The sequence below is a fragment of the Streptomyces sp. NPDC033178 genome, from assembly GCF_055577685.1.
Map to the genome: position 1 here is coordinate 573,048 of NZ_JBVIPT010000001.1, position 24,547 is coordinate 597,594.

Annotated in this window: 17 protein-coding genes; 10 read left to right on the plus strand and 7 right to left on the minus strand. The window is 71.0% G+C overall.

Annotated features, from left to right (window positions below):
• Positions 1-141 precede the first annotated feature (141 nt).
• The 4 genes from ACZ5VQ_RS02835 to ACZ5VQ_RS02850 form a co-directional block, all read right to left on the minus strand.
• Positions 142-2,943 (minus strand): M4 family metallopeptidase, encoded by a 2,802-nt coding sequence (locus ACZ5VQ_RS02835; protein ID WP_469103349.1) that lies wholly within the window; start codon positions 2,941-2,943, stop codon positions 142-144.
• Between the two features lie 232 nt (positions 2,944-3,175).
• Entirely contained in the window at positions 3,176-3,934 is a 759-nt protein-coding gene (locus ACZ5VQ_RS02840) for an SDR family NAD(P)-dependent oxidoreductase (protein WP_469103350.1), read from the minus strand.
• A 165-nt stretch (positions 3,935-4,099) separates the two neighbouring features.
• On the minus strand, positions 4,100-5,005 hold the full coding sequence (locus tag ACZ5VQ_RS02845) for an AraC family transcriptional regulator (protein WP_469103351.1): 906 nt from the start codon (positions 5,003-5,005) through the stop codon (positions 4,100-4,102).
• An 83-nt stretch (positions 5,006-5,088) separates the two neighbouring features.
• The gene (locus ACZ5VQ_RS02850) at positions 5,089-5,745 is read right to left on the minus strand and encodes a maleylpyruvate isomerase N-terminal domain-containing protein (RefSeq protein ID WP_469103352.1); all 657 of its coding nucleotides are present in this window, start codon (positions 5,743-5,745) and stop codon (positions 5,089-5,091) included.
• A gap of 153 nt (positions 5,746-5,898) precedes the next feature.
• On the opposite strand from ACZ5VQ_RS02850, the gene ACZ5VQ_RS02855 reads away from it, so the two are divergent.
• Both ACZ5VQ_RS02855 and ACZ5VQ_RS02860 read left to right on the plus strand, forming a co-directional pair.
• Positions 5,899-6,441, plus strand: coding sequence for an AAA family ATPase (locus ACZ5VQ_RS02855; RefSeq protein WP_469103353.1), 543 nt, complete (start codon positions 5,899-5,901; stop codon positions 6,439-6,441).
• A gap of 442 nt (positions 6,442-6,883) precedes the next feature.
• The gene (locus ACZ5VQ_RS02860) at positions 6,884-7,459 is read left to right on the plus strand and encodes a hypothetical protein (RefSeq protein WP_469103354.1); all 576 of its coding nucleotides are present in this window, start codon (positions 6,884-6,886) and stop codon (positions 7,457-7,459) included.
• Between the two features lie 14 nt (positions 7,460-7,473).
• On the opposite strand, the gene ACZ5VQ_RS02865 is transcribed toward ACZ5VQ_RS02860, so the two are convergent.
• A complete protein-coding gene (locus ACZ5VQ_RS02865; protein ID WP_469103355.1) occupies positions 7,474-9,039 on the minus strand; it encodes a long-chain-fatty-acid--CoA ligase in 1,566 nt (521 codons plus the stop codon).
• A 177-nt stretch (positions 9,040-9,216) separates the two neighbouring features.
• Here ACZ5VQ_RS02865 and hemA point away from each other — a divergent pair, with 177 nt between their 5' ends.
• Positions 9,217-10,434, plus strand: a complete 1,218-nt coding sequence (hemA, locus tag ACZ5VQ_RS02870) for a 5-aminolevulinate synthase (protein WP_469103356.1) — start codon at positions 9,217-9,219, stop codon at positions 10,432-10,434.
• 127 nt (positions 10,435-10,561) lie between these two features.
• Here the strand turns inward: hemA and ACZ5VQ_RS02875 are convergent, their stop codons facing one another.
• Positions 10,562-12,286 (minus strand): ATP-binding cassette domain-containing protein, encoded by a 1,725-nt coding sequence (locus ACZ5VQ_RS02875; protein WP_469103357.1) that lies wholly within the window; start codon positions 12,284-12,286, stop codon positions 10,562-10,564.
• A 12-nt stretch (positions 12,287-12,298) separates the two neighbouring features.
• Entirely contained in the window at positions 12,299-14,026 is a 1,728-nt protein-coding gene (locus ACZ5VQ_RS02880) for an ABC transporter ATP-binding protein (RefSeq protein WP_469103358.1), read from the minus strand.
• Positions 14,027-14,431: 405 nt separating this feature from the next.
• Here ACZ5VQ_RS02880 and ACZ5VQ_RS02885 point away from each other — a divergent pair, with 405 nt between their 5' ends.
• The 7 genes from ACZ5VQ_RS02885 to ACZ5VQ_RS02915 are packed head-to-tail and all read left to right on the plus strand — an operon-like array spanning position 14,432 to position 24,545.
• A complete protein-coding gene (locus ACZ5VQ_RS02885; RefSeq protein ID WP_469103359.1) occupies positions 14,432-15,454 on the plus strand; it encodes an NAD-dependent epimerase/dehydratase family protein in 1,023 nt (340 codons plus the stop codon).
• Positions 15,455-15,471: 17 nt separating this feature from the next.
• Complete coding sequence (gene asnB / locus ACZ5VQ_RS02890; RefSeq protein ID WP_469103360.1) at positions 15,472-17,427, plus strand: asparagine synthase (glutamine-hydrolyzing); 1,956 nt, start codon at positions 15,472-15,474, stop codon at positions 17,425-17,427.
• The gene (locus ACZ5VQ_RS02895) at positions 17,417-18,628 is read left to right on the plus strand and encodes a glycosyltransferase family protein (protein WP_469103361.1); all 1,212 of its coding nucleotides are present in this window, start codon (positions 17,417-17,419) and stop codon (positions 18,626-18,628) included. Before asnB ends, ACZ5VQ_RS02895 begins: the two co-directional genes overlap by 11 nt.
• A complete protein-coding gene (locus ACZ5VQ_RS02900) occupies positions 18,625-20,133 on the plus strand; it encodes an asparagine synthetase B family protein (protein ID WP_469103362.1) in 1,509 nt (502 codons plus the stop codon). Before ACZ5VQ_RS02895 ends, ACZ5VQ_RS02900 begins: the two co-directional genes overlap by 4 nt.
• Before the next feature lie 47 nt (positions 20,134-20,180).
• Entirely contained in the window at positions 20,181-21,698 is a 1,518-nt protein-coding gene (locus ACZ5VQ_RS02905) for a B12-binding domain-containing radical SAM protein (protein WP_362070904.1), read from the plus strand.
• Positions 21,688-22,953 carry a glycosyltransferase family protein gene (locus ACZ5VQ_RS02910; protein WP_469103363.1) on the plus strand — a complete coding sequence of 422 codons (1,266 nt, stop codon included), beginning with the start codon at positions 21,688-21,690 and terminating at the stop codon, positions 22,951-22,953. The genes ACZ5VQ_RS02905 and ACZ5VQ_RS02910 overlap by 11 nt, the downstream gene beginning before the upstream one ends.
• On the plus strand, positions 22,953-24,545 hold the full coding sequence (locus ACZ5VQ_RS02915) for a carbamoyltransferase C-terminal domain-containing protein (RefSeq protein WP_469103364.1): 1,593 nt from the start codon (positions 22,953-22,955) through the stop codon (positions 24,543-24,545). Before ACZ5VQ_RS02910 ends, ACZ5VQ_RS02915 begins: the two co-directional genes overlap by 1 nt.
• Positions 24,546-24,547 lie beyond the last annotated feature (2 nt).

Sequence of the window (24,547 nt, forward strand, 5' to 3'; positions counted from 1 at the left end):
CTTGGAGTAGTTTCTGTTAGTGGTTACGGGTCGCGCGGTAGGCGGAGGGGTGGCGGGGGGGGGCCCGTCCGGTTTCTTTCTTGTCCTCCTCTCCCCCCCCCCCCCCCCCCCCCACCGCCCGCTGTCAGTCGCTCCGTGCGGTCAGCCGCATCGGCCCGTCGGGCGGGTGCGGGTCACCAGGTCGGTGACGCCGGTCGTCGCGTCCAGCCACACCACCTGGCTGCCCGCCACCGCTGCGGCCGACGCCTGCTCGCCGCGGTTGCAGGAGACGCGGCCCTTGCGCGTGCCGGGGTCCTCGGGCGAGCCGCCCGCCGTGAACTGGTAGAGCTTGGGAACCGACTCGTTGCGGATCTCGGTGCCGGGGAGGTAGGTGCCGACCGTCACCGCGTCCTCGGACACGGTCACGTCGTACGCGTTCAGCGCGTCGGGCCCGGTCTGCGGACTGAGGTCCACCACGCCGGAACCGTCGAGCGCCGCGCGGCGCAGGGCCGTTCTGCCCTCGGCCGTGCCCTCGTCGAGAAGCCAGAAGACGTATGAGCCGTTGATGGCCGTCGGGCCGAGGCTCGTGCCGCCCGGGGCCGTCTGGATCTGCTTCCTCTCACCGGTCGCGACATCGACGACGACCGTGTTCAGCGCGTATTCGGCACGCACCCGTCGCCGCTCCTGGTAGGCGACCCTGCCGTTGCTCACCGACGAGGAGTACGCCCGGTGGTAGGTCCCTCCGCCGGTCGTCACCTTGTTCGTCGGGTCCTTCAGACTCAGATACGCCACGCCCTGACGCCCGCCGTGGTTCTGGTAGTCGAAGGCCACCACGTCACCGTCGACGTCCACCGAACTGCCCACGGCCCTGCCGTGCCACAGCACCTTCACGGGACCGCCCGCGAGGGGCCTGGCCAGGATGTCGACGCCGTCGGAGCCGTGCGCCTGCCACACCACCGTCCTGCCGTCGGTCGCCGGATTGACGTGGTAGCGGCCGTCGTTGGGGCTCATCAGCTTGAGCTGCCCCTCGCCGTCGGCGCGTCCGGCCCACACCGAGTACGGTTCCGAGCCCTCCTCGTTGGACTTGGACGACGCCCACCAGCCGCCGCCCGCACCCAGGTTCGTACGGGTGGTGTTGATCCGGTCGAGGAGGGGGTCTGAGTCCACTCCGAGGGCCAGCTCCCAGCCGGGGACGATTCCGTGGGCGGTGAAGGCGCGTTGCAGCGCCTTCTGGCCGGCCGCCGGGACGCCCAGGTCCTGGGCCGCCGCGAGCACGGCGGCCCGTCCTTCGGTGAAGCCGTCGAGCGGCGTCAGGTACTCCGTCAGTGCCTTGTAGACGATCCGGTCGGTGACCTCGGCGCCCAGGTCCTCGCGGGCGTCCCACAGCGCCCCGCCGAAGATGGTCGAGTTGAGGTGGACGCCACCGTTGTCGGTGGCGAAGCCGACTCCGAGGAAGGACTTGGCCGTGTTCCGCCCGTCGTTGAGGTCGCGCAGCGCACACTCCCGGGGGGTCTTCGTACGGCAGAGCCGTTCACCGAGGAGACCCGCGTCGGGGTCCGTCACCGGGACGTCGTACACGTCGGTCTCGATCGCGTTGCCGAAGTAGTCCGCGATCGCCTCGTTCATGGCGCCGGACTGGCCCGCGTAGACGAGGTTCGCGGAGTGCTCGATCACGCCGTGCGTCATCTCGTGGCCTACGACGTCCACGCTCGCGGAGAGCGGGCGGTACTCGGCGTCGCCGGTGCCGTACACCATCTTCCGGCCGTCCCAGAAGGCGTTGACGTACGGCTGCCCGTAGTCGGTGATGCCCACCAGGGAGTTGATGGTCATGCCGCGGCCGTCGAGGCTGTTCCGGCCGTGCTTGTCCTTGAAGTAGTCGTAGACCTGCCCGGCGGCCCAGTGCGCGTCGACGGCTCCCGATTCGGTGGCCCCGGTGCCGAACCCGGGGGTCGGCGAGCCGAACTCCTGGATCCCGTCAGGCCATTGCCCGCCCACGTCACTGGCCCACTTGCCGCGCGCGTCCCAGGTGGACAGGACGTTGTCGGCGAACTCGTCGCCGGGTATTCGGGTGCGGTCGCGCAGGACGTACTCGCCACGGTTCTCGTCGAGTTCCACGTCGAGGGCGACGGTCGTGCCGTCGAGCCGGACGCCCGATCCCTTCTCCGCGGCCCGAGCCCGCTTCGGCGCGGTGTCCGCGGCCGGCTTCCCGGCTGCCTGGCCGGGTGCGCCGAACGTCTTGATACCGCTGTACTGGAGGACCGGATATCCGGCGCGGGCGTCGATGTAGACCTCACGCTGTACGGGTTCACCGCTCGCCGGGTCGGTGCCGCGCACGGTGACCCGCTGGGTGAGGACGCCTGCCCCGGTGGGCAGGACGACGAGCCCGCGGGCGGTGCCCGTGAGCGGGGACTCGTCCTCGTCACCCTCACGCGGCAGCCGCGCGGCGAAGTGCTTCGCGTCGAGGTCGGCGAGGACGGCGTCGACGGCACGCTCGACGGCGAGTTCCTCGCCGACCTCGGGCGTCGTGGCGGTGCGCAGTTCGGTGAAGTACTTGCCCGAGGTGCCGGTGACGACCCGCTCCCCGTCCTTCTTCTCCATGCGGACGATGTACTGGCCACCCAGGACGGGCACGCCCCGGTGCCTCTGCTGGAGCCGGACCGTCTCCCGGCCGCCCGCGGCGGTGGTCCCGGCGGGTACGAGATCGCGCTGCGCGTCCGCGATGCGGTACCGGCTCCGCCTGTCGTCCAGGTAGGTGCGGGCCGCGCCCGCCGCGCTGCCGGTCGACGGCGCCTGCTCTCGGATGTCCCGTACGAGCGCCGGTGTGAGCGTCTCCTGGCCCGGTATCACCTCGCCCGGGCTCGGCGGTTGCGGTGCTGATCCCGCTGTCGCCGCGTCGGCAGGAACCGCCGGGACGACGAGCGCGGCGACACCGAACAGCGCCGCCGCACCCGATAATCCGATCAACCGTGCTCTGGAACCGCCTCTGCGTCCTCTGACATTTCTGGAGTGCTGCACGCTCCCCCAACCCCCTCGCCGGCCATGCCGGTGGCCGAGCGCCGCCCGGCAGAGGCCATCGAAGCCGCGATACGCCACCCCATCAATGGGGCAGGGGTGTCCACAGGTGACTTCCGGCCGGTGGTCGACGCGGGGTGCCGAGGAGGCTCCGTGGGCAAGGGCCGAAGCCGGTGACCGTCGGCTAGAGGTTGTAGCCGCCGGACACCTCGATGTTCTGCGCAGTGATCCAGCGGCTCTCCTCGGAGAGCAGCGAGGCGATCACCGAGCCGATGTCGTCGGGTTCGCCCACCCTGCCGAGTGCCGTCTTCGCCGCGAGGGCCGGGATCACCTCGGGGAACCGCTCGAAGGCGTCGTCGGAGATCCGGGTGCGGGTGGAACCCGGTGCGACCGCGTTGACGCGGATGCCCCGCGTGCTGAACTCCTTGGCCATGTAGCGGGTCAGTACGATCAGGCCGCCCTTCATCGACGCGTAGGCCGAGTAGCCGGGCTCCAGACCGGACGTCATCGCCGAGTTGCTGGTCGTGTTGACGACGGCCCCGCCGTCGGCCATCAACGGCAGCAGCGTCTGGGTCAGGAAGTACGGGCCCTTGAGCAGGACCCGCGTGAACCGGTCGAAGAGTTCCTCGGTGGTGTCCTCGAACATCGCCATCTGCCCGAAGCCGGCGTTGTTGACGAGATGGTCGAAGCTGTCGCGCCCCCAGGTGTCACGCAGTACGTCGGCCACGGACGTGCGGAAGGCCGGGAAGCTGCCGCTCTCGCCGACGTCCAGCGGCAGCGCGACAGCCGTACCGCCCTCCTTCTCGATCGCCGCCACGGTGTCCAGGCCTCCTTGGCGGTTGCCGCCGAAGGTCACCATCACTCCGACCCCCCGCTTGGCGATCTGTATTGCCGCGCTCTGGCCGATACCGGAACTGGCACCGGTGACAATGGCGACCTTCATGACGTGCCTCCTGCACATGAGTGGATTCACATTTGCCCGCCGGCGAATCCGTTGGACAATCCACTGGGGAATCCGACTCATTCATGGAAGCACTCCGGAACCGGGAAAAAGAACAACGATTCTCCCGCCTCCTTGCACAATCCTCTTCTGTCGAGTTGTGCCCTGTCAGGGCAGCGCGGCCGCGGGCGTGCGCACGGAGCGGCGCAGGCCGGCGGCGTCCTGGCTGGGTGGCGCGCCGAACTGGCGGCGGTATTCCCGGCTGAACTGTGACGGGTTGTCGTAGCCGACGCGCCGGCCGACGCCGGTGATGTCGTTGGGGTGGGTGGCCAGCAGCAGCCGGGCCTCCTGGAGGCGGATCTGCTTCTGGAACTGGATGGGGCTCATCGCGGTCACCGTCTGGAAGTTGCGGTGGAAGGCGGAGACGCTCATGCCGGACAGCTGAGCCACGTCCTCGACCCTGAACGGCTGCGCGTAGTGGTCCCGGATCCATCGCACCGCCCGCGCGATGTGGCTGAGGCTGCTGTCGGCCAGGCCCAACTGGCGCACGATGCCGCCTTGTTCGCCGGTGATCAGCCGCCAGAGGATCTCGCGTTTGACCAGCGGCGCGAGCACCGCTCGGTCGCGGGGCTCGTCCAGCAGGCGCAACAGCCTGACCACGGCGTCGAGCAACGGCTCGGGAGCGTCGCTGACCGCGATGCCCGGCGGCGCGCTGCCTCCCGAGCGGGGGATGCCCTCCGCCCCCGCCTGCAACAGCAGCTCGGCGACGGCGGACGGCTCCAGCGTGAGCCCGAAACCCAGCGCCGGGTGCTCCGGAGTGGCTTCGGTGAAGTGTCCGGTGACCGGCAGATCGACCGAGGTGACGAGGTACTGCCCGGCGCCGTACTCGTAGACCCGCTCACCCAGTGCGAGGCGCTTCGCGCCCTGGGCGATGACCGCGAGCACCGTGCCGGACATCGACAGGTACGGCGGATCGGAGCGGTCGACCTTCGAAATCAGTACGCCGTCGATGGCGGTGGTCCAGTCCGGCCGCGCGTGCCGGACCAACAGGGCGCGGAACTCGTCGAGGTCCATACCTCAAATCTATCGTTTCGCGGGTCACGACGATTGAATGGAATCAGGATGATTGAATGGAATTGACGGATTTCGTGGAACGGTCAGCCGAGGACGATCGGGAGTTTCGCGGCCAGTTCGCCCAGTTCGGTGTTCTCCGCGTCGGTCGGGGCACGCCGTCCGGTGCCGACCAGCAGTGCGTCCTTGTCGGAGAACGACGCGGGGAACGCGGACCCGGCGATCTCCTCCAGCATCCCGCGGGACCTTGCGAGCCCGTCCGCGGGCGGTTCCGCCACGTCCTGGAGGTGTGCGACCAGGTCGAGGTGGTGCAGCGTCCACTCGAGGACGTACGCGGAGAGGTAGTCGCCCGTGGTGAGGACCTGGTCGCGGGTGCCCACCCGCAGGCCCTGGTCGGCGAGTTCGGCGGCGCGGCCGGCGGCCGAACCGACGTCGTCCAGGTGGAACTTGAGCAGCCATGGCTCCCCGTACGCGGCGGCCAGCCGGACGGTCAGCGCGTCGAGCGGGTCCTCGCCGGTCGGCGGCGTTTCGGCGACGTCCCAGTAGGTCACCGCGTCGCGGGTCGGTTCGGCTTCGGCGGGGGTCACGAGGGTGATCAGGACGTCCTGAGCGTCGATGACCAGATGGCAGACCAGGTCCCGTACGAGCCAGCCGGTACAGCCGGACGGCCGGGCGAAGTCCTCGTCCGACAGCTCGGCGACCGCCGCGCGCAACGCCGTCCAGGAGCGTGAGAAGAGATCCACCCCGGCAAGGTAGTGCGGTATCGCGAAGACGGACAAACACATTTGGGCGGCGGCTCGCGCTCCCGGCGGAGACGTTGCCAGTACGCCGTCGCCCTGCGCCTGTACGCCCTCGCCCTGCCAGTGAGCGGGGGCGCCATCGGTAGGGTGATCGCGATGACGACCATCTCCTCCCCCGCACAACTGGTCGTGCTGCGCGGCAACAGCGCGAGCGGCAAGAGTTCGGTGGCCGCGGGCTTGCGTGAGCGATATGGGCGGGGTCTCGCCCTGGTGAGCCAGGACACCCTCCGCCGCGAGGTTCTGCGCGAGCGCGACATCCCCGGCGGCGCGAACATCGGCCTGATCGACCTGACCGTCCGGCACGCTCTGGAACACGGCTTCCACACCGTACTGGAAGGCATTCTGTACGTCGCGCACTACGGCGAGATGCTGGCCCGGCTCCTGGCCGACCACTCCCACCGCACCCACTGCTTCTACCTGGACGTCCCCTTCGAGGAGACCCTCGCCCGGCACGCCACCAAACCGATCGCCCACACGGTCGGCGAGAGCGAACTGCGGGACTGGTACCGGCCGCTGGACCTCCTGCCGGGTGACATCGAGACCGTGATTCCCGCAGGCAGTTCCCTCACCGAAACCGTGGATCAGGTCATGCACCGCTCCGGCCTGGCGGCACTGGCGGAGGCACAGGACACGCCCTGAGCGCCCGGGCGGATGCGCTCTCGGCGAGGCGCTCGCCGAGCTCGGCGCGCCCTTGAGTGCCCCAACTCACAAGGCGCCCGGCCCCCCTCACGGAACAAGCGGGGACTTCCGGCCGTTCATCCGTATGTGGCTGCGGAGGGGACAGTGTCCCCGGGCCTCACCTCAAGCCCATGGGGACGATCGTTCGGCTGAAGCCCCATGGAGCACTCCGCCGAGAGGCGACCGCCCTCCGCACGCCACGGCCTACGGCCCCGGCTGGTCTCCCCCGTCCAGTCGGGGCTTTCCCCTGCGTGCGGTGCGCCCGTCTCACGGCGGTGGCGGCGGCAGCGCGACGTTGTCGACGCAGCGACCGTGACGGCCCTGTCCACGGCCGCTGGCGGCCGGGCGGCTGCCGTGACAGGGTCGGCGTGCTCGTGAACAGGTCGTTGGTAAGGGGAAGTTCGTGGACACGCAGATCTGGGACACGCTGGTCGAGTCGATGAAGAACGCGTACACCGCGGGTCTGAGCGAAGGGGGCGTGCCCCGCCCGGTCATCATGCCGCTGGTGCGCGGCGAACTCGTCGGTCTGATCCGGGTACGCCCCACCGCCGCCGGCAGGGACGCGCAAACCGGCATCGCCCAGCTCTCGAACATCGCGGCGGCGGCCGGCGCGGACGAAGTCGTTCTCGTCTGGGAGACCCAGGACGTCGCCACGGCCTGTCAGCTGCCGGTCACCGGTCCGGCACCCTGTCTGAACATGGTGCACGCCACGAAGGACGGCGGCCACGTTCTCCACCAGCTCCCCTACACCGAACAGCCTTCACCCCCCTCTCCCGAGGGCCAGGCGGCGGCCGCGCCCCACTGGCTTCCCGCGCCCGAGCCGCAGCAGGGCGGCGACCTGGTCCCGCCGATCCGGGCCGCCGTCGACTTCTCCTTCACTCCGCTGGAGATGGATCACCCGTCCCCCTTCGGCGTCACCGTCGTCCTGATGGAAGAGGACGGCTACGACATCCGTCTGACGGACACGTTCGTGCCCTGAGGGCCACGGCACACTCATGATCCATTGCTCGGTCCCGCTCCGATCAGGGCGACGAGTTCCCGTTTGAGGACCTTCCCGCTCGGGCCCAGCGGGAGTGCGGCGGCGAACTCCACGCGGCGCGGGTACTTGTAGGAGGCGATGCGCCGACGGGTCCAGGCGATGATGCCCTCCGCGAGAGACTCGTCCGTCGCGGCGCCGGGGCGGGGGACGATCACCGCGCATATCTCCTGGCCGTAGCGCGCGTCGGGGACGCCGATCACCGCAACCTGGGCGACGGACGGGTGGCGGGACAGGATCTCCTCGACCTCGCGCGGGTACACGTTGTACCCGCCGCGCACGATCATGTCCTTCTTGCGGTCGACGATCGTCAGATAGCCCTCGGCGTCCTTCACTCCGAGGTCGCCCGAGCGGAACCAGCCGTCCACGAGCGCGGCTTCGGTGGCCGCGGGGTCGTCGAGATAGCCGCTCATGACGTTGTGGCCGCGGACCACGATCTCGCCGACCTCGCCCGGTGGAAGCAGCACGATCCTGTCCTCGGTACCGGCCCGGGCTATCTCCGCCTCCACGCCCCGGATCGGCTTGCCCACGGTGCCCGGCCGCCGGGGCCAGGCGCTCTGGTTGTAGGCGACACAGGGGGAGGTCTCGGTCAGGCCGTAGCCCTCGTGGACGGGGCAGCCGAAGGTCGTCTCGAAGTTCTGGAGCACCCGTACCGGCAGTGCCGAGCCCCCGGAGTACGCCCGTGCGAGCGGCGGACGGCGGGCGTCCCGGGCCGCGGCCTCCAGCAGCGCGATGTACATCGTCGGCACTCCCATGAGAACCGTGCATCCCTCGCGCACCATCACGTCGAGCGCCCCGTCCGGTGTGAAGCGGGACATCAGGACGAGGGTCGCGCCGACGCGGAAGCACGTCCCCATGCCGCAGACCTGGCCGAAGGTGTGGAACAGGGGCAGGCAGCCCAGGAGGACATCGCCGGAGTCCATGGCGAAGGGCGAGAGCACCGTCGTGTCGATGTTCATGACCAGGTTGAGGTGGCTGAGCATGACGCCCTTGGGGCGGCCCGTGGTGCCCGAGGTGTAGAGGATCAGCGCGATGTCGTCCGGCGCGCAGGGCACCGGGGCCTCGATCGGCACGGCCAGGGCCGCGAGCTCGTCCAGCGCCCTCCCGCTGCCGTCGTCGTCCGCCTCCACAGTCAGCAGCGGCACCTCCGCGCGCTTCGCCGCCCGCTCCCCCTCCCCGAGGAGCGATCCCGCGCACAGCACGGCCCGGGCCCCCGAGTGCCTGAGGATGTACGCGATCTCCTCCGCCTTCAGCAGTGCGTTCACCGGTACGACGGTCGCGCCGAGAGCGAGGGCACCGAAGTAGGCCGCCGGGAAGGCCGGTGTGTTGGGCAGCAGCAGCGCAACCCGGTCGCCGGGGCCGATGCCCCGGTCGCGCAGCGCCGCCGCGTACCGGCACGCGGTCAGCCAGAGGTCGCCGTAGGAGATGCGCCGATCGCCGGCCACCAGCGCCGTGTGGTCGGGCCGACGCGTCGCGGAGTCCGCGAGCACATCCGCCGCCGAGAGCGTGGCACCGCCCCTCATCGGCCCGGTCCGCGCATTCCCGAACGGCCGGAAAGAGCCTTGTGAATCCGCGGGAGAAAGATTTCAAATTCGGTCATCGATACTCCGCTTTCGTGCGAAGGCGCACTGTGCAGGGACCGCGAGGCATCCTACGATGAGGCGCGCCGGAGGGAAAGCGACAGAGAGCGAGTATGAGACATGTCCGAGTACATGGATTTCTTCGCACGCCTTGGGCAAGAGACGTCCGAGCGGAAAAGGGAGTTCCTGGAGCTCGGCCGTATCGCGGGCCGCTTCCCGGCGGCCGGTACGGCACACCATGGCGAGATCTCGATCTGGTGCAGCAACGACTACTTAGGTATGGGTCAGCACCCGGATGTTCTGGCAGCGATGAAGAGCGCCGTCGACGAATGCGGGGCCGGCTCCGGCGGTTCGCGCAACATAGGCGGGACGAACCATTATCACGTCGCGTTGGAGGCGGAACTGGCCGCGCTGCACGGAAAGGAGGACGCGGTGCTGTTCACCTCCGGATATTCGGCCAACGAGGGCGCGCTCTCCGTGCTCGCCGGGCGCATCGACGACTGTGCCGTGTTCTCCGACCAGTTGAACCACGCGTCCATCATCGACGGTTTGCGGCACAGCGGAGCCCAGAAGTTCATCTACCGGCACAACGACTGCGCGCATCTTGAGAAACTGCTGTCCGGTGTGGATCCGCAGCGGCCCAAACTCGTCGTGACGGAGTCCGTGCACTCCATGCGCGGCGATATCGCGCCACTCGCGGAGATCGCCGACATCGCCAAGCGGTACGGGGCGGTGACGTTCGTGGACGAGGTGCACGCCGTCGGCATGTACGGCCCCGAGGGTGCCGGCATCGCGGCGCAGGAGGGCCTCGCCCCCGCGTTCACCGTGGTCATGGGGACGCTGGCCAAGGGCTTCGGGATGACCGGCGGCTATGTCGCCGGGCCGGCCATCCTGATGGACGCGGTCCGGGCGTTCGCCCGCTCGTTCATCTTCACCACGGCACTGCCGCCCGCGGTGGCCGCCGGTGCGCTCGCCGCCGTAAGGCATCTGCGCGGCTCCCAGCGGGAACGAGAGCGGCTCACGGCCAACGCCACCCTGATGCACGGGCTGTTGCGGGACAGGGGCATCCCCTTCCTGTCCGATCAGACCCACATCGTGTCGGTCCTCGTCGGTGAGGACCGCCTCTGCAAGGAGATGTCGGCGCTGCTGCTTGAGCGGCACGGCGCCTATGTGCAGGCCATCAACGCGCCGAGCGTGCCGACGGGCGAGGAGATCCTCCGGATCGCCCCCTCCGCGGTTCACGAGGCGGCCGACGTCCGGTGGTTCGTCGACGCGCTGGACGGCATCTGGACCGAACTCGGCGCGTCGCGCGAAGGCGCGCCGGTGTCGGCACCCTAGGCATGCCGGACCCCGCGACGCCCGCGTGATCCGCCGGACCGGACCAGGAGTGTTGTACGGGGACGTCGGTGACGTTGTACGGGGACATCGGTGAGTTGTCCGGGGACGTCGGTGACGGTTCACACTCCTAGTCCGCCTGCGACGAGATGCGTCGCATCTCCGCGGACTCGGCCAGCACCTCCTCCCAGGTCCCCGCCGCGTCCACGCGCCCGTCCTTCAGGACCACCACGCGGGCCGCCGCGCGCAGCAGCGCGGGCCGGTGCGACACCGCGAGGACGGTGACCGAGCCGTCCAGCAGCCGGCTCCACAGGAGTTGCTCGGTCGCGGGGTCCAGGGCGCTGGACACGTCGTCCATGACCAGGAGTTCGGGGTGTCGGGCCAGCATCCGGGCGATCGCCGTCCGCTGGAGCTGGCCGCCGGACAGCCTGAGGCCCCGCGGGCCCACGACGGTGTCGGCACCGTCCTGCATCGCTGCCACGTCGGGGGCCAGGACGGCGGTGTGCGCGACGTCCTCGAAGATCCTCCCGTCGTCGTCACCGAGGCCCAGCAGGACGTTGTCCCGCAGCGATCCGCTGAACAGGCGCGGGTCCTGGGGGGTGTAGCCGCAGCGCGGAGGCACCAGGAAGTTCGCGGGGTCGACGATCGGTTCCCCGTTCCACAGCACGGTGCCCCGCTCGTGCGGCAGCAGTCCGAGGACGGCCCGTATCAGTGTCGACTTGCCCGAGCCGACGCCGCCCGTGACCACGGTGACGGAGTGGCGTACGACGGTCAGGTCGACGTCCTCGATACCGCGCTCCGAGCCGGGATACCGGGCGGTCAGCCCGCGGACGGTCAACTCCCGGAGCTCGGTTGCCCGTTCAGGCACGGGCGCCGGTTCCTCGGCCGGTGTCCGGGGCCGTCGTCCGAGGAAGTCCGCGATCCGGCCGAGCGCCACCGAGACCCGCTGTAGTCGCACCGAGAGGATCCCGATCGAGGCCAGCGCCTCGGCGAGGATCTGCAGATAGAAGGTGAACAGCGCCAGGTCGCCGACGCTGAACGTCCCGCTGTGTGCCCGGCCCGCCGTCAGCAGCAGTACGACGCCGATACCGAGGGGGGCCGCGTTGCCGATCACGGTCCGCTGCACGCCCGCGAACAGTTCCTCGCGCACCGCCGCCTTCGCCCGGGCCTCGTTCAACCGGTCGATGTGCGCCGCCACATGGTCCTCGGCTGCCGCCGCCTGCACCGCCTTCACGGCCCCGACCGCCTCCCGCAGGGCGCCCGCGACCTCGGCCGACGCGCCACGGGTGGCGCGCCGGTAGCGGAGGAAGTGGCCGTGGACCGCCGCCGTGACCAGCGCGACCAGGACCAGCAGTGCCAGCAGCGCGCTCGTGACCACCGCGTCGATCCGCATCATGACGGTTACGGAGGCGAAGACGAACAGCCAGTGCGCGAGGTTGGTGGGCGCCCAGGCCACGAAGAAGCCCGTCTCGTCGACGTCCTCGCCCACCACGCGCAGCCCCTCCCCCGAGGTGGTACGGGCCGCGGCTCCCCGACCGCGCAGGGCGGAACCCAGCAGTTCCCGCCGCATCCGGATCGTCGTGCCGTACTGGACCCGCGGCTCCAGCCGGTTGATCATGACGCCGAACTGCAGGCACAGCCGTGCCCCCTCGATCGCGGCCACCCAGGCGATGAGCAGCCAGACCCCGCCGCCGGCGCCGATCTGGTCGAACAGCCGCTGGAACAGCAGCCCCACCGCCAGGGTCCCCGCCCTCAACAGCACCCACAGCCCGGTCAGCGTCCAGTACGCGCCCGTCGAACCGCGCAGCACGGCCCCGAGCTGCCGGAACGTGCCCCGTGCGTCGATGTCGGCCACTCTCCCGTCCCGTCAGCCGGCGCGTAGCAGTTCGTGGAAGCGTGAGGTCGGGTCGGCGGCGAGCACGGTCTGCTCCCCGTCCTCGACCACCGTCCCCGCGTCGAGGACGAGAATGCGGTCCACGTGGCGCAGCGCGTGCGGCCGGTGCTGGACGACGACGGCGGTCCGCCCTTCGAGCAGCCGCTCCATCGCGGGCATGAGCAGCCGCTCGGTGTGCGGGTCCAGCCGGGCCGTCGGCTCGTCCATCAGGACCACGGCCGGGTCCCGCAGGAACACCCGGGCCAGCGCGAGCAGTTGCTCCTCCCCCGCGGACATTCCCCGCGCTCCTGTGCCCAGCACGGTGTCCAGACCGTCGGGCAGTTCGCGCCACCAGTCCGTGAGCCCGGCCTCTTCCAGCGCGGCGCACACCCGGTGATCGTCGACGGAGTGGTCGAAGAACGTGAGGTTGTCGCGGAGCGTGGCGTGGAAGACCTGCACCTCCTGGGTGACCAGGGCGACCCGGCCGCGCAGTACCCGGGTGTCGAGTCCGGCCACGTCCTGGCCGCCGACGCTGACGCCGCCGCTCACCGGGTGGTGCAGTCCGAACAGCAGCCGTACGACGGTCGACTTGCCGCTTCCGGTACGGCCGACGATGCCGAGCCGTTCCCCCGGGCGCAGCAGGAAGGAGACGTCACGCAGCACCGGTTCACCGGGGTCGTACCAGAAGGACACGCGGTCGAGCCGGGCGCCCAGGGGTCCCGCGGGCAGGTGGCGGGTGCCGGTGCGCCCGGCGTCGTCGTCCTGCCGCAGCAGTTCCTGGAGGCGCTGGACGCTGACCGCGGCCCCTTCCAGATCGTGGAAGCGGGTGGTGACGGCCAGCAGCGGGCGGCGCAGCAGCATGGCGTACGACAGGCAGGCGAAGGCTGTGCCGGTGGAGAGCTGTCCGCGGCCGTGCAGCCACACACTGACGGCCAGGGCGAGGACCACGCTGACGGTGGACAGGCCCTGGACCGTGGCGGGCCAGCGCACGGAGACCCGCGCCGCGCGGCGCGCCTTCCGGTACAGGTCGGCCTGCCGGGTCTCCAGGGCTCGCAGGGTGTGGGCGGAGGCTCCGTTGGTCCTCAGGTCCTCGGCTCCGGCGAGACGTTCCTCCAGGAAGCCCAGGAGTTCCGCGGACGCGGTCTGCCGGGCGGCGACGAAGGGCATGGCCTTCCCCACGAGCCGGCGCAGCAGCAGGAGAGTTCCCAGGGCGAACGGCGCGAAGACCAGGGCCAGTCGCCAGTCGAGCTGGAAGAGTGCGCCGAGGATTCCGACGACCAGCAGCATCTGCGCGAGGACTTCCAGGAGCAGGGCGGACATCACCGCGGCGAGTCTGGTGACGTCGCCGTCGACGCGGTCGACGAGTTCGCCGGGCGGGTACCGCTGGTAGAAGCGGGAGGGCCGGCGCAGACAGTGGGCCACCAGGTCGGCGCGCAGCCGGTTGGTGGTGCGCCAGGCGAGCCGCGCGGCCACGGCGTCGCAGCCGATGGTCACCACGAGCAGCCCGAGGGCCGCCGCCAAGTACCAGGCGGCGACCGCGAGCAACAGGTCGGAGGGGCTCCGGGACAGCGTGTGGTCTATGAACCGGCGCAGCATCTGGGGTGCCACCAACTGGAGCCCGATGCCCAGCGGAACGAGCACCGCGAGGAGGAGGACGGACGGCCGTTCCCCGCGCAGATAGCGGAACAGCACGGAGAGCTGCCGTAACGGGCTGCCTGCCAACGCGTTCCTCCCCGGGCGGCGGAAGGCCTCAGCATAAAGTCCGTTCCCGGGCGTTGGGAATGACGCGCACACCGGTGAACTCGTCATAGGGAGTCCCTGTGCCGGGGAGGGCGAATGGGCCGCCCACATGCGGAATGTGATCCGCCGTTTAATGTCGGGCTAATGCCGTCCAGGACGCCGTTGCCGCCGATTCATCTCGCTGTTAGACTCCACGGGTCTTCTGGGCAATTCGCCTTGCACGCCGTCGTGCGTACTAACCATTCTCGGCCATGTTCTGCCGGCACCCGTGTACGTCCGGGTCGGCCGAGTTCGCGCACCCGCATTTGGACCGACGCCCGGAGACAGCACCAGCACGGAGCACCGCCTTGAACGACCGGAAGTCAACGGAACCAAGGGGGATTCTCAATGTCGGCTGACGTGCACAACGGGGTCGAATCCGCAGGAAGAGCAGTGGTCACCGGTGCCGCGGGTTTCATCGGATCCCATCTCGTCGAGGCATTGCGGCGCAGCGGCACAAACGTGGTGGGCATCGACCGGAAATCGAGTTGGGCCACCGGTGAAATCCCGCCGTCCGCCGAGCTGGGATCCCTGCACGCGATCCGTGCAGACCTCGTCTCCACGGATCTGTCGGCCTGTCTGGAAAATGCCTCCACGGTCTTCCACTTAGCGGCATTGCCGGGTGTGCGCCCGTCCTGGACACAATTCCCGGAGTATCTCCACTGCAACGTATTGGCCACCCAACGCCTCATGGACGCCTGTGTCCGGGCCTCGGTGCCCCGCGTGGTCATGGCCTCGTCCTCAAGCGTCTACGGCGGCGCGGAGGGCACGATGAGCGAGGAAGACCTCCCTCGCCCGCTGTCCCCCTACGGGGTCACCAAACTCGCCGCGGAACGGCTCGCCCTCGCCTTCGCGGCCCGCCGCGACGCCGCCCTGTCGGTGAGCGCCCTGCGGTTCTTCACCGTCTACGGCCCCGGCCAGCGCCCGGACATGTTCATCGGCCGGGTCATCCGCGCCACCCTGGAGAACAAGCCGATCGAGGTGTACGGCGACGGCACCCAGATCCGCGACTTCGTCCACGTGTCGGACATCGTGCGCGCGCTGATGCTCGCCGCGACGACACCCGACAAGGGCAGCAGTGTCCTGAACATCGGCACGGGACGGGTTGCGTCGATGAACGAAGTCCTGGCTCTGACAGGCGAGTTGACCGGCAGGACGCCCGACGCGCGGTACGGTCCTGCGCGCATCGGCGACGTACGGGCCACGACGGCCGACGTCGGGCGGGCGCACCGCCGCCTCGGCTTCACCGCGCGGACGGAACTGCGCGCCGGGCTGGCCACGCAGATCGAGTGGGCCAGGCAGTCGCTCGCCCGGACCTCTCCGCACGAAACCGCCTCGTCGGCCCAGATGGCGCCCACCCACCGGTCGTAGGCGGCATGTGCGGCTTCGTGGGATTCAGCGACCTCAGCGGTGGCCAGGAGGCCGCCCGCGCCACGGCGGACCGGATGCTGGCCGCGGTGGCGCACCGCGGCCCCGACGGCAGCAACTGGTGCCACCACCGGGGCGTGACGTTCGCACACTGTGCCCTGACCTTCGTCGACCCCGACCGGGGCCGGCAGCCGTTCGTCTCCGCGAGCGGTGCCACCGCGCTCGTCCTCAACGGGGAGATCTACAACCACGAGGAGCTTCGCCGCGAACTGCGGGCCGCGGGAGTCCGGTTGCGCACGGCCGGCGACACCGAGGTACTCGTGGAGCTGTACGAGCGGCACGGCATGAAGGTACTGGAGCGGGTGCGCGGCATGTACGCCTTCGTGCTGCACGACGCGCGCACGGCGACGACCGTGCTGGCCCGCGACCCGATGGGCAAGAAGCCGCTCTACTACACGCGTGTCCCCGGCGGGATCGCCTTCGCCTCCGAGCTCACCGCACTGCTGCGGCATCCCGACGCGCCGCGCACCCCGGACATCCGGGCCCTCGCCGGCTATCTCACGCTCCAGGCGTTCTGCGCGCCGGGATCGGCGGTGACAGACGTGTACAAGGTCCGCCCCGGCAGCTACCTGGAGCACTCCGGCGGCCGGCTGCGCGAAGTGGAGTTCTGGCGGCCCCGGTTGGCGACGGCCGCGCGGACGCCGGGCGGACGGACGCCGAGCGCGCGGGAGGCTGCCGCACGCTTCGAGGAGCTGTTCCGGGCCGCGGTGGCCCGCCGGGTCATGAGCACGGAGCGCCGGCTCGGGGTGCTGCTGAGCGGGGGCCTCGACTCCAGCGCGGTGGCCGCCGTCGCCCAGCAACTCTCCCCGCAGCGGCCGGTGTTGACCTTCAGTGCGGGGTTCGAGCAGCCCGACTTCGACGAGAGCGCCCACGCCCGCTCGGTCGCCCGGCACCTGGGCACCGAGCACCACGTCGTCCGTATCGGCGGACGCGAACTCGCCGACGTGGTGGAGTCGGAGTACGCCCGGGCCGACGAACCCCTCGCCGACCCCTCCCTGCTGCCCACCCGCATCGTCTGCCGGACGGCACGGCAGCACGTCCGCGGGGTGCTCACCGGGGACGGCGCCGACGAACTGCTCCTGGGCTACCGGTACTTCCAGGCCGAGCGGGCCATCGAGATGTTGCTGCGGCTGATGCCGGCCCCCCGGCTGGAAGCCCTGGTGCGAACCCTCGTCCGCAGGCTGCCCGCGCGGTCCGGCAACCTGCCCGCCGCCGCGGCCCTCGGCCTGCTGGCGCGCGGGCTGCGCGCGGCGCCCGAGCACCGCTTCTACCTGTCCACGGCCCCCTTCGGCCCTGCCGAACTCCCCGGCCTGCTGCGCCCGGACGCCCACGCGGCCCTGGCCGGGCACGACCCCTTCGCCGAGGTGTCCCGGCTCCTGGACGACCAGCCGGGCCTCACCGGCGTGCAGCGCAGCCAACTCGCCGTCGTCGCCCACTTCCTGCGCGACGTGATCCTCACCAAGACCGACCGCGGCGGCATGCGCAGCGCCCTGGAACTGCGCTCCCCCTTCCTCGACCTGGACCTCGTCGAGTACGGCAACGCGCTGCCCACCGCGCTGAAGCTGCGCCGCTTCACCGGTAAGTACCTGTTGCGCCGGGTCGCCGCCGACTGGCTGCCGACCGACATCGTGCGGCGCACCAAGCTCGGCTTCCGCGCCCCGCTGGCCGCCCTGCTGCGGCACGAGTTGCGTCCACTGCTGCTCGACACGCTCTCCGCGTCCGCGCTGGACCGCGGCGGGCTTTTCGACAGCCGTGCCGTTCGGCTCCTGACCGACGACCACCTCAGCGGCCGCCGAGACACCTCGCGCAAGCTGTGGGCACTCCTGACGTACCAGCTCTGGTACCAGGCGCTGCCCACGCACACCCCGTCCCCTGCATGCCTCGATCTCACCGAGGAGCCCCACCGTGCGCCCTGACCGTCCGCTCATACAGGTGCTGTCGCCCCGGACCTGGGGGGAGTTCGGCAACTACCTCGCCGCCACCCGGTTCTCCCGGGTGCTGCGCGGCGCCGTCGACGCGGAAGTGACCCTCCTGGAAGCAGAACCGATCCTCCCCTGGCTCGGCGAGGCCGGTGCCGAGATCCGCACGATCTCGCTGGAGAGCCCGGACGCGACCGTCCGCACCCGGCGCTACATGGCCCTGATGGCCCGTCTCCAGGAACGTTTCCCCAGCGGTTTCGAGGCCGACCCCACCCATGAGCAGATCACCGAACTGGCGCCGCTCACCAAGCACTTGCGCTCCACCGCCCCGGACGTGGTGGTCGGCACGAAGGGCTTCGTGGCACGGCTGTGCGTGGCCGCCGTACGGCTGGCGGGACTGCGCACCCGGGTGGTCAGCCATGTCACCAACCCGGGGCTCCTCCAGCTGCCGCTGCACCGCAGTCCGCATCCCGACCTTACGCTGGTGGGTTTCGCCTGGGCGAAGGACCACCTGCTCGCGCAGACGGGCGGCGATCCGGACCGGGTGCGGGTGGTGGGACCGCTGGTCGCCCAGCACGACCTGCGCGACTTCATGACCAGCGAGTCCGCCGCTCCGGCGGCCGGCCCCTGGGGCGGGGACGCCGACTCCGGCCGCCCCCGGCTGATCGTCTTCTGCAACCGCGGCGGAGACGTCTACCTGGAGCTGGTGCACCACATCGCCGCACACCATCCGGACACCGACCTGGTGTTCGTCGGCTACGACGACCCCGACCTCGCCCGCCGCGCCGCCGCCGGAGCGCAGCGCCTCACGCACTGGCGGTTCCACAGCCGGCTCACCCAGGCCGAGTACTTCGACTACATCGACCGCGCGTCCAGATCGCCGTACGGGCTGCTCGTCTCGAAGGCGGGCCCCAACACCACGCTGGAGGCGGCCTACTTCGGGATCCCGGTGCTCATGCTGGAGTCGGGGCTGCCGATGGAGCGGTGGGTGCCGGGACTGATCCACGACAACCATCTCGGCCGGGCCTGCGCCGCGCCCGACGACCTGTTCCGCACCGTCGACGACTGGCTGACCCACCCGTCGGCGATCGAGGAGCACAAGAAGGCCGCGATCGGCTTCGCCGAGTCCGTGCTCGACCAGGAAGCGGTGGCCCGCCGGATCGGGGCCGCCGTACGGCCCCTGCTGGACGCCCGGTGAAGCCCCGCATCCGGCTCGTCGCCACGCCCGACGGGGTCCGGGCCGAGGGCGACAAGGAGGCACGGCTCGGACACGCCCTCGACGGGGACCCCCTGGCCGACGGACCGCCGCCCGAGGGCGTCTTCGCCGCCTGGGAGTGGGACGGCGAACGCCTCCTCGTCCGCAACGACCGCTACGGCATGCACCCGCTGTACTACCGCGCCGACGCCGGCTCCCTGACACTCTCCCCCGATCCGCTCGCCCTCCTCCTGCCCGGCGAGAGGGCCGAACTCGACGACGACGCACTGGCCGTCTTCATCCGGCTGGGCTTCTTCCTCGGTGAGGACACCGCGTTCGCCGCGATCCGTGCGCTGCCCCCCGCCGCCACACTGACCTGGACCCCCGACGGGCCCGAAATCCGTTCGCCCGCACTCCCCGTGCCGGGTCCCGCGGCCCTCACGCAGTCCGCTGCAGTGGACGGCTTCGTCGAGTTGTTCCGCGCCGCCGTGGCCCGTCGGCTGCCCGCGGAGCCGTACGTCCTTCCGCTGAGCGGTGGCCGGGACTCCCGGCACATCCTGCTGGAGCTCTGCCGTCAGGGCGCCCAGCCCCGGCTGTGCGTCAGCGGCGCGAAGTTCCCGCCCGACCCGGGTGCCGACGCCCGCGTCGCCGCCCACCTCGCCGAACGCCTCGGCCTGCCGCACCGTACCGTCGCCCGGCCGCGCTCGCAGTTCGGCGCGGAACGCACGGCCAACCCGGCACAGGGCATGGGCACCCTGGACGGCGCCTGGACCCTGTCCCTGCTGGCCTTCCTGCGCCGCCACAGCGGCCTCTGGTACGACGGGCTCGGCGGTGGCGAGCTCGCGCAGAACCCCAGCATCGCGCTGATCAGGAAGAACCCGTACGACGTGACGGACCTGCCGGGGCTCGCGGACCGGCTGCTGGCCGCCGGCCGCACCGGAGCGCACGTCGAGCACCTCCTGGGACCCCGGACCCGCCTCGCGTGGAGCCGGGAACGGGCCCGCGCCCGGCTCGTGCGGGAACTGGCCCGGCACGCCGACGCCGCCTTCCCGCTCGGCTCGTTCTTCTTCTGGAACCGGACCCGGCGGTCCATCGCCCTCGCCCCTTTCACCCTGGGCGACGACCACGCGGTGATCCACACCCCCTACCTCGACCACGCGCTCGTCGACCATCTCGCCTCGGTGCCGCACCGCTTCCTGATCGACGGCACCTTCCACGACCAGGCGCTGCACAAGGCGTTCCCCGAACACGCCGGCCTTGGTTTCGCCTCGGCCGTTCCGCAGCGCCACGGGCCCGTCCTGGTCGGGCACCGGCTGGCGTACCTCACCCGGCTGCTCGGCCACACCCTGCACAGCGAACGGGACTGGTGGCGCAGCCCCGACCGGATCCTGCAACGGCTGCTGGCCGCGGGCCGCGGCCCGGGGGCTCCGCAGCGCGTCAGCCGGCTCCAGCCGCTGGCCCTCCACCTGCTCCAGCTGGAGTCCCTCGCGGCCGGGAGAACCGCCTGAGTCCGGACGACAACACCGCCCGAACGACCCCAGAAGGAGGGGACATCATGCGGAAGACACTGCCCGTCATCAGTACCGGTGCGGCGGCGGGGACCGCGTCGGGCGGCTGCTCGACGGCCGTCGCCAAGACACCGGCCCGCCCCGGCCTGCCGCGCTGGCGCAAGCGGAACCTGCGGATCGCGCTGGTCCGTCACCACGACCTGTGCCTCAACACCCGGCAGATCACCCAGATCCAGAAGAGGGCAGGCGTCCTGCCGCACCTCGGACTGGGCTACATCCACACCGCGCTGAAGTCGGCCGGCTTCCACAACGTCATCCAGGTCGACACCCCCGCCCTCGGCCTGGACAGCGAGGGACTGCGCAAACTGCTCGCGGACTTCGAACCGGACCTGGTCGGCGTCAGCACCACCACGCCCGGGCTGCCCGGGGCCGTCGAGGCCTGCCAGGCGGCCAAGAGCACCGGTGCCAAGGTCATCCTCGGCGGCCCGCACAGTGAGGTCTACGCGCGCGAGAACCTCTTCCACGACTGCATCGACTACGTCGGCGTCGGCGAAGGCATCACGATCATGCCGGAGCTGGCCGAGGCCATGGAGCAGGGCGACAAACCGGAGGGCATCCGCGGCCTGGTGACCCGCGAACACGACGGCGGCGCCGCGCCCATGGTGAACCTGGAGGAGGTCGGCTGGCCCTCCCGCGACGGCCTGCCGATGAACAGCTACTACTCGATCATGGCTCCCCGGCCGTTCGCGACGATGATCTCCAGCCGGGGCTGCCCCTTCAAGTGCAGCTTCTGCTTCAAGCAGGCCGTCGACAAGAAGTCGATGTACCGCTCCCCCGAGGACGTCGTCGGCGAGATGACGGAGCTGAAGGACCGGTGGGGGGTGAAGGAGATCATGTTCTACGACGACGTGTTCACCCTGCACCGCGGCCGGGTCCGGGAGATCTGCGCGCTGATCGGCGAACAGGGTCTGAAGGTGCGCTGGGAGGCGCCGACCCGCGTCGACCTGGTGCCGGAACCGCTGCTGAAGGCGATGGCCGGGGCGGGCTGCGTACGGCTGCGGTTCGGCATCGAGCACGGCGACTCGGAGATACTCAAGCGGATGCGCAAGGAGAGCGACATCGAGAAGATCGAACGGGCCGTCACCTCCGCGCACGAGGCGGGCATCAAGGGCTTCGGCTACTTCATCGTCGGCTGGCTCGGCGAGACCCCGGAGCAGTTCCGCGCCACCGTCGACCTCGCCTGCCGCATCCCGCTGGACTACGCGAGCTTCTACACCGCGACCCCGCTGCCGGGCACCCCGCTGCACACCGAGTCCGTGGCCGCGGGGCAGATACCCGCCGACTACTGGGACCGGTTCGTGCAGGGCGAGTTCGACGCGCGGATCGGCTATCTGGTGCCCGACGCCCAGCGCCGCGCCCAGGCCGCCTACCGCGCGTTCTTCCTGCGCCGCTCCATGGCGAAGCCGCTGCTGTCCCACATGGCCTCGACCGGGCAGTGGCGCAACACCCTGGACGGTCTGCGCAGCCTGGCCCGGTCGACCTCGAACACCGACCGTGACTTCTGAGACCGCCCGCCCGGCCGCGTCCGTGCGACCGGGCCCTCCCGTCCGCCTCAACGCGCCACTGCCGGCCCGCGGCCGGCGGCGGCGCGGCGAACCGTTCCTGACCCACCACGTCCGCAAGACCATGGCCCGCGGCTTCCGTCCGCCGCCGTCCTGGTCGGTGGCGGTGCGCTACGTCCTGCCAGATGGGCCGTCCGGCGAAGCTCCGCTGCTCTCCCATGCCCGGGCCGCCGCCGACGCCCTGCGTCCCGGCTCCCCCGTCCTCGCCCTGATCGCCCCGACCTACGTCTCCCGCGGCCCCCTCGCCGAGCAGGCGGAGCGCCTGGACGCCCTGCTCGACCGTGTCGCCGAGCTGACCGAGGACCACCCGAACGCCCCCGCCGTGCTGTTCGTGGGCATGCAGTGGTCCTCGGCCGAGGAGGAGAACGAGTCCGTACGGCGGCTGCGGGCGCTGCTGCTGCGGGCCCGCACCCGACTGCCGCAGGTGCCCGTGTGCGGCCTGTCCCTGCCCGGTCCCGGCAAGCCCCGCACCCTCAACGCCGCGATAGAGGTGGCCGAACTGCTCGGCTGTGCGGGCGTCGGCTGGGTCGACGACGACGTGACCCTGGACCCGGGCTGTCTGTCGCGGCTGGTGCGGGACTTCCTGGCGGCCGGCTGCCGGGGAGCGGTGGGCGCCACGAAGATCCCGCACACCAAGGAGTTCGCCACCTCGCGCCTGCTGGCCCGCGCCAAGGCGATCGCGGCGCCCGCGACCAACTACCCGCACGGCTGCTGCATCCTGGTGGCCACCGACGTCCTGTCCGGCGGCATGCCCGGCCGCTACGTCTCCGACGACGGCTACGTCTGCTTCCGGCTCCTCGATCCCGCCCTGCCGGATCCACTCACCCGGCTGCGCCTCGTACCGGACGCCCGCTGCCACTACTACGTCGCCGGTCCCGCGGGCGAGACCCGCCGCAGGATCCGCAGGCTCCTCCTCAACCACCTCGTCGATCTCGCCGACTGGCCCCTGCCCATGGTCCGGCACTACTTCCGCCACATCCTGTTCGCCGGCCTGTGGCCACTGACCGGCTTCGACGGCGCCGGCGGACGGCGCCTCGGCATCCAGAAGGCGCTGATCAAGTGGCTCTACTTCGCCTGGTTCGCGGGGGTGGGGACGGAGCTGTACCTGCGCGGGCTGACCGGTCGGCCGCTGCACGCCGTCGAGTGGGCCCCGTATTCGGCCGTACCCACCCTCACACCCGCTGACCAGGAGCGCTGATGAAGGTACTGTCTCTCCATTCCGCCGGTCACGACACCGGCGTCGGCTACTTCGAGGACGGGCGGCTGGTCTTCGCCGTCGAGACCGAACGGCTCACCCGCGTCAAGCACGACCACCGTTCCGACATCGCGCTCCAGCACGTGCTGTCCCAGGAGTGCGTGGACACCGACGGGATCGACCTGGTGGCGGTCAGCACCCCGGTCCGCAGCGCCCTGCTGCGGATCCCGGACCTGGACCGCGCGATGGAACGGATCAACGCCGGCGCGCCCCACCACCGGACCACCTGCGACCTGCTCGGCCGGCGGGTGGACTGCGTGGTCGTCACCCACGAGCTCTCGCACGCCGCGCTCGCCGCCCACTACGCGGGCCACGAGGACGGCACCCTCGTGCTGGTCAACGAGGGCCGCGGACAGCTCACCCGCAGTTCCCTGTTCCGGGTCGAGGAGGACCGCCTGGAGTGGATCGCGAAGGACCCGCTGCCCTGGTACGGCAACGGCTTCGGCTGGACCGCGATCGGCCATCTCCTGGGCTTCGGCAAGAGCCCCAGCGTCGCAGGCAAGGTGATGGCCCTCGGCGGCTACGGGCAGCCGGACGCCCGCATACGCGAGCAGTTGCAGGCCGTGGATCCGCAGGTGATGCACGATCTGGAGCTGGCCGAGCGGGTTCGCGCCGAACTCGCCGAACGCCCCGAGTTCCACCCCGAGTTCGAGACAGCGGCACACGTCGTCGCCACCTTCCAGGAGCTGTTCACCGAAGCCGTGCACGACGTGCTCGACCGGCACGTCACCCGCACGGCCACGGGGGTGGGGCCCATCGCCCTCGGCGGCGGCTGTGCGCTGAACATCGTCGCCAACTCGGCGCTGCGCGAGGCCTTCGGCCGCGACATCGCCGTCCCGCCGGCCTGCGGCGACGCCGGGCACCTGGCGGGCGCCGGCATCTACGCCCTCACCTACGTGCTGGGCCAGAAGCCCGAACCGCTCAGCGTGTACGGCAACGGCACCGGTGAGCCACCCGCCGAGGTCCTGGCCGCCCTGGACACGTCAGGCCTGAAGGCCGTTCCGTACGACGCCCACGCGGTCGCCCGGCTGCTCGGGGACGGCGGTGTCGTGGCCCTGACGGAGGGGGCGGCCGAACTCGGACCGCGGGCACTCGGGCACCGTTCGCTGCTGGGCAGCCCGGCCGCGTCCGGGATGCGCAAGCGGATGAGCGAGAAGCTCAAGCAGCGGGAGTGGTACCGCCCGCTGGGAGCCGTGATGCGCGACGAGCGTTTCGCCGAGCTCTACCCGGCCGGCCGGCCGTCCCCGTACATGCTCTTCGAGTACCAGCTGCCGGAGGGCACCGCCCCGGAGGCCCGGCACATCAACGGGACCTGCCGGATCCAGACCCTGGGTGCCGACCAGCCGCGGCTGCACGGGCTGCTCGCCTCCTTCGAGGCGCAGACCGGTGTCCCGGCCCTGATCAACACCTCGCTCAACGGCCCCGGCCGTGCCATCGCGCACACCGCCCGGCACGTACTGGACGACTTCGCGCACAGCGACGTCGACCTGTTCGTCTTCGACGACGTGATGGCCTACCGGAGCGAGCCCCGGTAGGC

What these genes read in the sequence shown, in the direction of transcription:
- ACZ5VQ_RS02905 (WP_362070904.1), top strand. Translation starts at nt 20,181, where the DNA reads ATGCGGAAGACACTGCCCGTCATCAGTACCGGTGCGGCGGCGGGGACC.
- ACZ5VQ_RS02855 (WP_469103353.1), top strand. Translation starts at nt 5,899, where the DNA reads ATGACGACCATCTCCTCCCCCGCACAACTGGTCGTGCTGCGCGGCAAC.
- hemA (WP_469103356.1), top strand. Translation starts at nt 9,217, where the DNA reads ATGTCCGAGTACATGGATTTCTTCGCACGCCTTGGGCAAGAGACGTCC.
- ACZ5VQ_RS02885 (WP_469103359.1), top strand. Translation starts at nt 14,432, where the DNA reads ATGTCGGCTGACGTGCACAACGGGGTCGAATCCGCAGGAAGAGCAGTG.
- ACZ5VQ_RS02840 (WP_469103350.1), bottom strand. Translation starts at nt 3,934, where the DNA reads ATGAAGGTCGCCATTGTCACCGGTGCCAGTTCCGGTATCGGCCAGAGC.
- ACZ5VQ_RS02915 (WP_469103364.1), top strand. Translation starts at nt 22,953, where the DNA reads ATGAAGGTACTGTCTCTCCATTCCGCCGGTCACGACACCGGCGTCGGC.
- ACZ5VQ_RS02865 (WP_469103355.1), bottom strand. Translation starts at nt 9,039, where the DNA reads ATGAGGGGCGGTGCCACGCTCTCGGCGGCGGATGTGCTCGCGGACTCC.
- ACZ5VQ_RS02845 (WP_469103351.1), bottom strand. Translation starts at nt 5,005, where the DNA reads ATGGACCTCGACGAGTTCCGCGCCCTGTTGGTCCGGCACGCGCGGCCG.